The 12311-nt window shown below is 67.9% G+C and carries 8 protein-coding genes; 6 read left to right on the plus strand and 2 right to left on the minus strand.

Annotation, left to right across the window (positions count from 1 at the left end):
* Nucleotides 1-21: 21 nt before the first annotated feature.
* Nucleotides 22-6996, minus strand: coding sequence for a putative Ig domain-containing protein (locus tag ASD72_RS11325; RefSeq protein ID WP_056880051.1), 6975 nt, complete (start codon nucleotides 6994-6996; stop codon nucleotides 22-24).
* Nucleotides 6997-7271: 275 nt separating this feature from the next.
* Between ASD72_RS11325 and ASD72_RS11330 the strand changes: the two genes are divergently transcribed.
* From ASD72_RS11330 to ASD72_RS11345, 4 genes are all read left to right on the plus strand, one after another.
* The gene (locus ASD72_RS11330) at nucleotides 7272-7817 is read left to right on the plus strand and encodes a tail fiber protein (RefSeq protein ID WP_056880052.1); all 546 of its coding nucleotides are present in this window, start codon (nucleotides 7272-7274) and stop codon (nucleotides 7815-7817) included.
* A 45-nt stretch (nucleotides 7818-7862) separates the two neighbouring features.
* Nucleotides 7863-8393: a tail fiber protein gene (locus ASD72_RS11335; RefSeq protein WP_056880053.1), complete on the plus strand. Its 531-nt coding sequence runs from the start codon at nucleotides 7863-7865 to the stop codon at nucleotides 8391-8393.
* A 92-nt stretch (nucleotides 8394-8485) separates the two neighbouring features.
* A complete protein-coding gene (locus ASD72_RS11340; RefSeq protein ID WP_056880054.1) occupies nucleotides 8486-9025 on the plus strand; it encodes a tail fiber protein in 540 nt (179 codons plus the stop codon).
* A gap of 13 nt (nucleotides 9026-9038) precedes the next feature.
* The gene (locus ASD72_RS11345) at nucleotides 9039-9590 is read left to right on the plus strand and encodes an N-acetyltransferase (RefSeq protein WP_235578001.1); all 552 of its coding nucleotides are present in this window, start codon (nucleotides 9039-9041) and stop codon (nucleotides 9588-9590) included.
* Here the strand turns inward: ASD72_RS11345 and ASD72_RS11350 are convergent.
* Nucleotides 9583-9873: a hypothetical protein gene (locus tag ASD72_RS11350; RefSeq protein ID WP_056880056.1), complete on the minus strand. Its 291-nt coding sequence runs from the start codon at nucleotides 9871-9873 to the stop codon at nucleotides 9583-9585. The genes ASD72_RS11345 and ASD72_RS11350 overlap by 8 nt on opposite strands.
* A 243-nt stretch (nucleotides 9874-10116) precedes the next feature.
* Here ASD72_RS11350 and glnA point away from each other — a divergent pair, with 243 nt between their 5' ends.
* Entirely contained in the window at nucleotides 10117-11526 is a 1410-nt protein-coding gene (glnA, locus tag ASD72_RS11355) for a type I glutamate--ammonia ligase (protein ID WP_056880057.1), read from the plus strand.
* 432 nt (nucleotides 11527-11958) lie between these two features.
* Nucleotides 11959-12297 (plus strand): P-II family nitrogen regulator, encoded by a 339-nt coding sequence (locus tag ASD72_RS11360; protein WP_056880236.1) that lies wholly within the window; start codon nucleotides 11959-11961, stop codon nucleotides 12295-12297.
* Nucleotides 12298-12311 lie beyond the last annotated feature (14 nt).

The following is a 12311-nucleotide window of genomic DNA, read 5'->3' on the forward strand; positions in this document are numbered from 1 at the left end:
CGCGGGCCGGTCCGTCGAGCATTACCGGCCGGTCTGGAACATCAACTGCAGCGCGTTGTCGCGCTGGTCGCTGCTGCCCACCACGCCGCGGTAGTCGACCTGCAGCGAATAGGCGCCGAAGTCGAACAACACGCCCAGCCCCAGCATGAACCGGCTGCGGTCGTAACCGCTCACCGAGGTCGCGTAGGTCGGGCCCAGGAGGTCCGCGTACTGCATGAACGTGCGGCTGTCCGCGGTGAAGTCGTGCTGGTACTCGAAGCGGACCTGCGGCGAGAACGCACCCCAGGTGGCGCTGCGGCGGAACGCCATGCGCAGGCCGAGGTTGCCGGTGGTGGTGTCGACGTCCTGCTCGCCGTAGGTCAGCGCGTAGGTGGGGTCGCCGCTTTCGGTGTACGGATCCAGCGTCGCCCGCATCGCATCCAGTCGTGCGTACGGCGTCAGCTGGGCCGTGCCGCGCGTGAAGTCGCTGCCCACGGAGATGGACGCGAACCACTGGTCGCCATCGCGCGAGCCGCGGACCAGTGCCTCATTGGTGGTGACGAAGCGTTCCAGGTCGTACGACAGGCGCTGGAAGCCGACCAGGCCATCGACGAACAGGCGCTCGCCAGGCTGGTAGCTGGCATACATCGCCAGCGTCCACGCCTTGCCATCCAACTGGGTGCCGTTGTCGCCGATCGAGGTGCTGTCCTGGCCGTAACCCAGGCCGAGGCCGGCCACCAGGTCGGGATGGAAGCGACGATCCGCACCGGCACTCACGCCTTCGGTTTCGAAATCCAGGCTGTTGCGGCCCGAGCGACCATCGAAGTTGCCCGACCGCAGCGTGCCGCCCGTCCAGAAGCCGAACGCGGATGCATCCGCCTGTGCCGCCGTCCCCTCCTCATCCGGACTGGCGCCGCCGGACAGGCGCGGTTGGCCCGTGGCATCGCGTCGGGCATCGGCGGCGCGTTCGCGCGCGGCGGTGCCGCAGGCATCCATGTCGGTGTACGCACGGTTGTCCGGGCACTGCTCGCGCGTGGTGAACGACAGCCCATTGCGCGAGCCGCCGGACTTCGCCCCGCCGTGCAGCTGTTCCAGACGCTGCTGGAAGTTGGTGATCTGCCCGGTGGCGAAGCGACGCGTCGCCTCGGCCTGCGCATCCAGCAACCCGCGGACTTCCGGGTCCTGCGTCGGATCCGGTCGCGAGATCACGTTGAACGCGTACGTCCGCGTTCCGCTGAAGCCCAGCGCATCGGTGGCGCGGATGGTGATGTTGAACAGGCCGGTCGCCGTCGGCGTGCCCGACAGCACGCCAGCGCCGGTCAGGGTCATGCCGGCCGGCAGTGCGCCCGCATCCACGGCGAACGTGTACGGCGCCGTGCCGCCGCGCGCGGACAGGGTTTCGTCGTAGGCGACGGACTGCAGGGCTTCCGGCAGCGTTTCCGGATCCACCACGATCGTCGGCGCCGAGACGGCCAGCGTGTAATCGCGGGTGATGGTGGCGGCGGTGCCGGTCGTGCTGTCCGTGGCGGTGACGCTGAAGTCGAAGTTGCCCGCCTGCGTCGGCGTGCCCGACACCTGGCCGGTGGATGCATTCAACGCCACGCCCGTGGGCAGGGTGCCGGCGCTCAGGCTGTACTGGTAAGGCGCGATGCCGCCCGAGGCGACGAACGCCTGCGTGTACGCGACGCCGGCGGTGGCACCGGCAACGGCGTCCGGTGTCATCGACAGCGCAGGCACCTGCACCTGCAGGGTGTAGGTCGCGGTCGTGGTGGCCGGGATGCCCGTTGTGCTGTCGGTCACTGTCACGGTCACCGTGAAGTTGCCGGACTGGGTCGGCGTGCCACTGAAGCGCAGCGTGGCGGGATCGAACGCCAGTCCGGTCGGCAGTGCGCCGGTGAGCGTGGTCGTGTAAGGCGCGATGCCGCCCGTGAGCGTCAGCGCCTGGCTGTAGGCGACGCCTGCCGTGGCATTCGGCAACGCGCCTGCGGCCGGGGACAGCGTCAGCGTGGGCGTGGCCACCACCAGCGCATAGCCCGCGGTGACCGTCTGGCCGTGCGTATCGGTGGCGGTGAACGACACGTTGAACGTACCGGCCTGGGTCGGTGTACCCGACAGCACGCCCGCACCGGACAGCGACAGGCCGGCGGGCAGGGCGCCCGAGGTCAGCGTGAACGCATACGGTCCGACGCCGCCCGTGGCGGACAGGGTCTGGCTGTACGCCAGGCCTGCCGTCGTCGAGGGCAGCGTGGAGGGTGCGATCGTCAGTGCCGGCGTGGGCACGTTGATGACGTAGTTCTGCGCGATCGAGAACGGCGCACCGGCACCCGTCAGCACCGTGTCGGTGGCGGTGATCGTGACCGGATAGCTGCCCGGCACGGTCGGCGTGCCCGACAGCGTGTTGCCGGTGAACGTCACGCCCGCCGGCAATGCGCCGGTCAGTGCATAGGTGTACGGCCCCGGGCTGCCGCCCGCGGTGAAGGTCTGCGAATACGCTGCGCCGTAGGCCGCGGTCAGCGTGCCGGCGGCCGGCGTCATCGTCAGTACCGGTGCCGCGAGGGTGACGGTGTAGCCGCGGCTGCCGGTCTGGCCGTTGGCATCGGTCGCGGTGACGGTGAAGTTGAACGTGCCGACCTGGTAGCTGGTGCCGGTCAGCGCGCCTGCCGTGGACAGGGTGATGCCGCCGGGCAGCGCGCCCGCCGTCACCGCCATGCTGTACGGGGCAACGCCGCCCGAGACCGTCACGGTCTGCGCATACGCCGTGCCCGCCGTGGGGTTGGGCAGCGTCGCCGGGCTGACGGTGATGGTCGGCGCGGAGACGTTGATCGTGTAGCTCTGCGCGATCGAGAACGGAGCGCCCACGCCCGTGACGAAGGTGTCGGTGGCGGTGATCGTGACCGGATAGGTACCCGGTGCCGTCGGCGTGCCCGACAGCGTGTTGCCGGTGAACGTCACGCCGGCCGGCAGCGCGCCGGTCAGTGCATAGGTGTACGGCCCCGGGCTGCCGCCCGCGGTGAAGGTCTGCGAATACGCCGCCCCGTAGGTCGCGCTCAGCGAGCCGGCGGCCGGCGTCATCGTCAATACCGGTGCCGCGAGGGTGATGGTGTAGCCGCGGCTGCCGGTCTGGCCGTTGGCATCGGTCGCGGTGACGGTGAAGTTGAACGTGCCGATAGCGCTGGGCGTACCGGACAGCGCGCCGCTGTTGGACAGGGTCATGCCGGTCGGCAGTGCGCCGGCGGTCACCGCGAAGCCGTAAGGCGCCACGCCGCCCGCGGCCGTCACGGTCTGCGCATACGCCGTGCCCGCGGTGGCGTTGGGCAGCGTCGCCGGGCTGACGGTGATGGTCGGCGCGGAGACATTGAGGATGTAGTTCTGCGCGACGGAGAACGGCGCGCCGGTGCCGGTCGAGCCGGTGTCGGTGGCGGTGATCGTGATCGCGTAGCTACCCGGCGCCGTCGGCGTGCCCGACAGCGTATCGCCCGTAAACGTCACGCCGGCCGGCAGGGTGCCCAGGACCGCGTACGTATACGGGCCCGTGCCGCCCGCGGCAGTGAATGTCTGCGAGTACGGCACGCCGTACGCAGGGTTGAGCGCACCCGAGGCGGGCGTCATCGTCAGCGCGGGTGCGGACACCGTGAGCGTGAATGCCTGGCCCACCGTGTACGGCCCGTTGCCGGTGCTGCTGTCCGTGGCGGACACGTTGAGGTTGAAGCTGCCGGCCTGGGTCGGCGTGCCCGAGATCGTCACCGTGTTCGCGGTGGTGCCGGTGATGCTCACGCCGGCCGGCAGGTTGGTCACCTGATGGCCCGACCACGGCTGTGCGCCACCATTGAAGGTGAAGGTCTGCGTATACGGCGCGGCGATGCTGGCCGCGAAGCCACCGGCGGCGGTGATCGTGACCACCGGGTCCTGCACGGTGATCGTGACCGTTGCGGGCGACGACGTGCCACCGCTGTTGGTCGCGGTGTAGGTGAAGCTGTCCGGACCGGCGTAGCCGGCATTCGGCTGGTAGGTGATCGTGGTGCCGCTGACGGAGGCGGTGCCGTTGCCTGGCGCGGAGCCGATCGCGACCGAGACCGCGGCGCCGCCGCCGAGGCTGAGCGGCACGTTGGTGGCCGGCGCGTCGTAAGCGACGGTCAGCGACGAGTTGGTGGCGGTCGGGGCCACGTCGATCACGGTGATCGCGTAACCCTGTTGCGCCGAGTACGGACCGCTGCCGGTGCTGCCGTCGGTCGCGGTGATGGTGAAGTTGAAGGTCCCCAGCCCGGTCGGCGTGCCGGTGATGGCACCGGTCGCGGCGTTGAGCGTCAGGCCAGGCGGCAGTGCGCCCGCGGTCGCCGCATAGCTGTACGGCGTGGTGCCGCCGGAAGCGGGATTGAGGCTGGTCGAATAGGCCGCGCCCAGCGTGCCGCCCGGCAGCGCCGTCGCCGGCAGCGTGATCGTCGGCGGAGCGATGACCAGCGTATACGCCTGGTTGCCGGAGAACGGACCCGGGAACGGGCTGCTGTCGGTCGCGGTGATCGTGAAGTTGACGGCGCCACCGGCGGTCGGCGTGCCGGTGATGGTGCCGACGGGCGACAGACTCAGGCCGGCCGGCAGGGTGCCGGCGGTGACGGCGTAGGTGTACGGCGCGGTGCCGCCGCTGGCGGTGATCGTCTGGCTGTATGCCGTGGCGACCGTGCCGTTCGGGATCGTGGCCGGGTTGACGGTCACCGGGACATCGTCGTTGGTGATCGTGCCCACGCCCTGGCTGTCGGCGATCGTCGCGTTGGCCGCCGCGCTGAGGTTCACGAAGAAGGTCTCGTTGGCCTCGGGCACCAGTTCGCCGTTCACCAGCACGGTGATCGTCTGCGTGGTGGCGCCCGGCGCGAAGCTCAGCGTACCGCTGCTCGCGGTGTAGTCGGCGGGGGCGATCGCGGTGCCGTCGGCGGTCGCGTAGTTGACGGTGACGGCCTGGCCACTGGCGGCGCTGAGCGTGACGGTGAAGACGGCACTCGTCGTACCGGCATTGCCTTCGACCACGCTGACGTCATTGATCGACAGGCTCGGCGCCGGATCGTCGTTGGTGATCGTACCCACGCCCTGGCCGTCGGCCACGACCGCGCCGGTCACGTTGGTGACGTTGACGAAGAAGGTCTCGCTCGGTTCGTTCAGCGCGTCGCCGTTGACCTGCACGGTGAAGTTGTAGGTGCTGCTGCCGGCCGGAATGGTCTGCGCCGTGAGGCTGCTGGCCACGTAATCGACGCCCGCCGTCGCGGTGCCGTTGGCGGTGGCGATATCGAAGGTCGTGCCGCCCGGGCCGGCGGGGGCGCTCAGGCTGACCGTGAAGGTGAAGTTGGTGGTACCGGCGTTGCCCTCGTTCTGGGTGACGTCGTTGATCGACAGCGTCGGCAGGTCATCGTTGAGGATGGTTCCGGTCGCGCTGTTCGGCACGCCGACGGTATAGCCGGCGCCCGCGTTCAGCGTGAGCACCACGGTCTCGTCCGCTTCGATGGTCGCATCGGCGGTCGGGTTGACCGTGACCGTGCCGGTGGTGCTGCCAGCGGCGATGACCAGCGGCGAAGTGACGGCCGCGTAGTCGGTGCCGGATGTCGCGGTGCCGCTCACGGTGAAGTTCACCGAGGTGGCGCTCAGCGGTGCCTGGTTGAGCGTGATGGTGTAGACGAGGTTCGGCGCGCCGTCCTCGGACACCGACGCCGGCGCCACGCTGATCGAGGCGCTCGGCACGTCGTCGTTGAGGATCGTGCCGCTGACGCTGGAAGGCGTGCCGACGGTGTAGCCGGTGCCGGCCGCAACCGTCAGGATCACCGTCTCGTTCGCTTCGACAGTGGCGTCGACGGTCGGATCGATGGTGATCGTCGCCGTGGTGGCACCGGCGGGGATGGTGACGGCGGCGACGCTACCGGTGTAGTCGATGCCGGCCGTCGCGGTACCGCCGGTGGTGATGTTCACCACGGTCGGCGACGAGAGATTGAGGCTGCGCGTGACCGTGTAGACCAGATTGGTGGCGCCGTCTTCGCTGACGCTGGCAGGCGATACCGCGATGGAGACGCTCGGCGGCGGACTGACCGTCAGCGTATAGCTCTCGAGTTCGAAATAGCTGCCCGGCCCGGTGCTCGCATCGGTGACGCGCAGGGTGACCGGATAGTTGCCGGGTGCGGCCGCGGTGGTGCCGCTGACCTCACCGGCGGTGGAAACACTGATGCCGGCCGGGAACGAGCCCGTTTCCAGCTGGTACGTATGCGGCGCGACGCCGCCGGTGGTCGACAGTGTCTGCGAGAACGCGACGCCCTGGATGGCGGTGCCCGCCGACGTGCTCAGGGTCAGCGACGGGTTCTGGACGCTGCCGGTGTAACCCTTGTCGACGAACAGGGCGGTCGGTGCAGTGGCGTCCGTGGAGCGCACACTGAAGCTGTAGCTACCGCGTTGCGTGGGCGTGCCGCTCAACACGCCGCCGCTGCTCAGTGACAGGCCTGCGGGCAGCACGCCGCTCTGCAGCGTGTAGTTGTACGGCGCAACACCACCCGAGGAGGTGAGCGTCTGCGCGAACGCTGTGCCGGCGGTCAGCGTCGGCAGGGTGGCGGGGGAGACCGTGATGGGTGACGCCGACGGGGTGATGGTGATCGTCACCTGTACGTCGCCGTCGCCGGTCAGCGAGCCATCGCTGAACTCGAAGACATCGGTCGAACCGATGCCGGTGGAGCCGTTATGGCTGTAGTCCAGCAGCCATTGGCCACCGGATTCCCGGAGGCTGGCGGTGCCGTGATTCTCGAAGTCCGGGGCACCGAAACTGCCGCCGTCGATGGGCCCTATGCCGCCGAATCCGCTGGCGAATTCGCAATCGGTGACATTGATCGTGACCGAGCCGCCGCTCGAAACCGTCGCCGTCTGGGCTGGACATTCCGACGACGTGTGCTGGGCCTTGGCCGCGTCCGGCAACAAGAGGGCCACGCAGGCGAACAACAGCGTGGCAACGAGCGAGCGCGTCCTGCGCGCAGCATGACCGATAACGACCGACATGATGTGATTCCCCTTGAAAACCGACTTGCGATTCCGCCCCCGACAGGGCGCGCGCATGAACTCGATGGAAGGCGACCAGATCCCGCGCCGTCGTGGACCCCGACTACCGACGGCCTGGCGCAATTCCCCTACATCATTTGAGCAGAACCCGTCCATCGGGGGAAGCCCAACCTGCGATCGCGATCACCCCGAGGGGTTGCCGGCGCCGCGAATGGCGTTCACAGTACGCAACGCGGCGCATCGGGGCGCCGCGCTCACCACCTTGGGGAAGGTCCATGAGCGAGTTCTTCATCGGGCAGGTCATGATGGCCGGCTTCGGATTCGCGCCGAGGTACTGGGCGCTGTGCAATGGGCAGCAGCTGGCGATCGCGCAGAACCAGGCGCTGTTCTCCCTGCTGGGAACACAATACGGTGGCAATGGCGTGACAACGTTCGCGCTGCCCGACCTGCGCAGCCGTACGCCGGTGGGCTATGCCTCGTCGGTGGATCCCGGATGGCAGCCGCCGTCGGTGCAGATCGGCCAGGTGGGCGGCACGGAGAACGTCACCCTGCTGTCCAGCAACCTGCCTTCGCACGGCCATTCGATGAATGCCACGACGACGAGCGGCAACAACCGCATTCCTTCCGGACGCCTGTTCGGCACCAGTGCGAGCACCGCCACGGCGCCCAACCTGTATGCCCCGAGCGGTGGCGCACTCGTCGCGCAGAATCCGCAAACCGTCGCGGCCGCCGGCGCAACACAGCCGCACAGCAACGTGCAGCCTTACACCACCATCAATTTCTGCATCGCCCTGCAGGGGATATTCCCCTCGCGCAACTGAGGCCGTTCCCGTGCAGCGGTTCCAGAACTTCCGGAGAGTGCATCCATGAGCCAACCCTATGTAGGCGAAATCCGCATGTTCGGGTTCAGCCGTGTCCCGAATGGCTGGTTTGCGTGTGATGGCGGCCTGCGGTCGATCGCGGAGTACGAGGTGCTCTTCACCCTGATCGGCACCACGTACGGCGGGGATGGCCAAAGCACGTTCGGCGTTCCCGACTTGCGCGGCAGGTTGCCCATCCACCAGGGCCAGGGGCCCGGGTTGAGCAGCTATGTCATCGGGCAGATGTCGGGCAGCGAGCAGGTCACGCTGACCACCAACCAGATGCCCGCCCACACGCACACGCTGGTGGCGACCACCGCAGCGGCCACGGCGCTTTCGCCAGGGCCCACGCTGCTGCCGGGTGCCGTCAGCGGCGACACCTTCTATGCCACGGACATCACCGGTGCGACGCCGGTGGCGATGTCGGCGCAGAGCGTGTCGTCCAGCGGCGGAAGCCAGCCGCACGAAAACTGCATGCCCACCCTGACGGTGCAGTACTGCATCGCCTGGGCGGGTATTTTTCCGTCGCAGGCCTGAGCCCGCAATCGCGAAGAACCCTTCCCATCACGCCATGCCGGCGCAGCCGCCGCCCCGACGGGCGCGCGCTTCCCGGGCGGAGGATCCAGACCATGACCGAACCCTTTGTTGGCCAGATCCAGCCGTTTGGATTCAACTTCAATCCACGCGGTTGGGCGTTCTGCAACGGCGCCACGCTGCCGATCCAGCAGAACACCGCGCTGTTCGCGCTGCTCGGCACGCAGTACGGAGGCAACGGGCAGACGACGTTCCAGCTCCCCAACCTCGCCGGTCGCGCAGGCTGCCAGCAGGGCAACGGGAACGGCCTCACGCCGCGCACCATCGGTGAGACCTTCGGCGTCAACACGGTCACCCTCACCCAGCAGGAAATGCCGAGCCACACGCATGGCATCAATGCCTACGTGCAGAACGACACAAGCAGGCGCGGCGGTGCTCCGGTCACCAATGGCGGGCTCTCGCTACCGGGGGCGACCACTTCGCGTCCCTTCGTGGCGGTCGCGCCCACCACCACCTTCGCGCCGACCATGCTGCAACCGAACGCGGGAGGGGGGCTGCCGCACGCGAACCAGCAGCCGTATCTCGGCCTGAATTTCAGCATCGCCTTGCAGGGCATCTTCCCCTCCTTCTCCTGACATGGGCGGCCCGTTGCCAGGGGCGCCCGGCGACTTCCCGGCGGCACGCACCGGCGTGCCGGGGGCGTTCGATGTCCTTGCCGCGACTGGCGTGCACCTGCGCGGCCTGCGAGCGGACGACCTGCCCTGGCTGCGCGATCTGTATGCGACCACGCGCGAAGAAGAGATGGCGCCCGTGCCCTGGCCCGCCGCGCACAAGCGTGCGTTCCTCGACCAGCAGTTCGAGGCGCAACACCGGCACTACCTGCAGGTCTATGCGGATGCGGACTTCCTCGCCGTGTGCGACGTGCGCGGCCTGCTGGGGCGGCTCTACCTCCGGCGCGGCGCTCCGGACCACCTGATCGTGGACGTCAGCCTGTTTCCCGCAGCGCGCGGTCGCGGGCTCGGCACGGCGCTGATCCTGGCGGCGCAGCAGGACGCAGCCGCACAGGGCCGCGGCATGACCTTGCACGTGTTGCAGCAGAACCCGGCCGCGCGGCGGCTCTACGAGCGCCTGGGATTCGTCGCCGGCGCGAGCGCCGCTTCCTACGTGAGGATGGACTGGCGCGCGGCGCCCGTCAGTTGAAGACCGCCTGGTAGAGGAACCCCTCTTTGTCCTGCGCCACCGGCACCAGGAAGATGTCGGTGCTGCCCAATCGCGGATGGTGCATGCGGTAGATCTGTTGGGGGAACAGCAGCGGCGAACCGTTACGGAACACCAGCGAGAACGGCGCCCGCAGGGCGTCCGGCGCCTGGATCGGCAGCGGCTGCGCCTCCACCAGCACGAAGGGCGCCTGCATGCCCTGCAGGTCTGCCGAAAACGTCTCGTTGAGGCAGCCGGCGAAGTGCTCGAGCGACAGGAGGTCCATGCGTACCGGGGAAGAAAGTGAAGGGTTGCGCATCGTCTCCGCCCGGCGGGCGAGAGGCAAGCGACGTGAGATCAAGGCGAGCACCAATCAGGTGCGCTCATCATCCATTTATCCCCAATCTGGGGAAAACGTGAGCGAGGGTGCTTGATTCCTCCATTGAAAATCAACAGCTTGGGCTGATTTTGGGGTTGGCACGGGGATTGCTCTACCTCCGTACATCCTTATCCAACCCGAGGTTCCGAGATGTCTGTGGAGAATGTTGAAAAGCTGATCAAGGACAACAAGGTCGAGTTCGTCGACCTGCGTTTCGTCGACATGCGCGGCGTTGAACAGCACGTCACCTTCCCGGTCAGCATCGTGGATGCCTCGCTGTTCGAGGACGGCAAGATGTTCGACGGCTCGTCCATCTCGGGCTGGAAGGGCATCAACGAGTCCGACATGGTGCTGCTGCCCGACCCGAGCAGCGCCTACCTGGATCCGTTCTACGCCGATCCGACCCTGGTGCTGATCTGCGACATCCTCGACCCGGCCACCATGCAGGGCTACTCGCGCGATCCGCGCGGCATCGCCAAGCGCGCCGAAGCCCACCTGAAGGCCAGCGGCATCGCCGACGTCGCCTTCTTCGGTCCGGAACCCGAATTCTTCATCTTCGATTCCGTGCAGTTCGCCAACGACATGGGCCACGCGTTCTTCAAGATCAATTCCGAGGAAGGCGCCTGGAACAGCGGCAAGAGCTACGACGGCGCCAACAGCGGCTACCGTCCGGGCATCAAGGGCGGCTACTTCCCGGTGCCGCCGACCGATTCGCTGCACGACCTGCGCGCCGAGATGTGCAAGACGCTGGAGCAGGTCGGCATCGAAGTCGAAGTGCACCACCACGAAGTCGCCACCGCCGGCCAGTGCGAGATCGGCGCCAAGTTCAACACGCTGGTGCAGAAGGCCGACGAACTGCAGCGCATGAAGTACGTGGTCCGCAACGTGGCCCACCGCAACGGCAAGACCGCCACCTTCATGCCCAAGCCGATCGTCGGCGACAACGGCAGCGGCATGCACGTGCACCAGTCGCTGGCCAAGGGCGGCACCAACCTGTTCACCGGCGACGGCTACGGCGGCCTGTCGCAGCTGGCGCTGTGGTACATCGGCGGCATCTTCAAGCACGCCAAGGCGATCAACGCGTTCGCCAACTCGGGCACCAACAGCTACAAGCGCCTGGTGCCGGGCTTCGAAGCGCCGGTGATGCTGGCCTACTCGGCGCGCAACCGTTCCGCCTCGTGCCGCATCCCGTGGGTGGCCAACCCGAAGGCGCGCCGCATCGAGATCCGCTTCCCCGATCCGCTGCAGTCCGGCTACCTGACCTTCACCGCGCTGATGATGGCCGGCCTGGACGGCATCAAGAACCAGATCGACCCCGGTGCTCCTTCCGACAAGGACCTGTACGACCTGCCGCCGGAAGAAGAGAAGAACATCCCGCAGGTCTGCTCCAGCCTGGACCAGGCCCTGGACGCGCTGGACAAGGACCGCGACTTCCTCAAGGCCGGCGGCGTGATGACCGACGACTTCATCGATGCGTACATCGCGCTGAAGATGCAGGAAGTGACCAAGTTCCGCGCGGCCACGCACCCGCTGGAATACCAGCTGTACTACGCCAACTGATGCACGCGCATCCCGTCATCGCCCAGTTCGCCGGGGACCGTGCACCGGTCCTCGGCGGCGCGGCAGGCGGACGCTGAGTTCTCGCGGCGATGGCGACGGATCACCCCTCCCACCCGTCGCCATCGCCGCACCTTCTCGAACGCATCGCGCTGCGATGCGTCCGCCCGGTTGGGGAACCGGGGCAACACCCGTCTTCGATTCCTGGAGATCGCACCAACGCTGTACTTGGGGAAACACAGGAGAGGTCCATGAACCGCAGCTCCCTCCCACGTCATCCGTTTCCGTCGCATGTGATCGCGGCGGGCACGGGTGCGGTTCATGCATCGCTCCGCACCGGAAACGTGCGCGCCGCCAGGGGGTTGTGCGCACGGGTGCCTTGAAACCACCGGCCGACTTCGGTCGGCCGGTTCCATCCACCATCGGGGTATGCGCATGAAACTGATCACCGCCATCATCCGGCCGTTCAAGCTCGACGAGGTCCGAGAGTCCTTGTCGCAAGCGGGCGTGTCCGGCATCACCGTGACCGAAGTGAAAGGCTTCGGCCGGCAGAAGGGCCACACCGAGTTGTACCGCGGCGCCGAGTACGTCGTCGATTTCCTGCCGAAGATCAAGATCGAAACCGTCGTCACCGACGAGCGACTGGATGCCGTCATCGAGGCCATCCAGCAGGCTGCCGGCACCGGCAAGATCGGCGACGGCAAGATCTTCGTCACCACCATCGACCAGGTCATCCGCATCCGCACCGGCGAAGTCGGCGCGGACGCGCTCTAACACTCGGAGCCCCA

The organism is Pseudoxanthomonas sp. Root630, from assembly GCF_001427585.1.
Lineage (GTDB): Bacteria > Pseudomonadota > Gammaproteobacteria > Xanthomonadales > Xanthomonadaceae > Pseudoxanthomonas_A.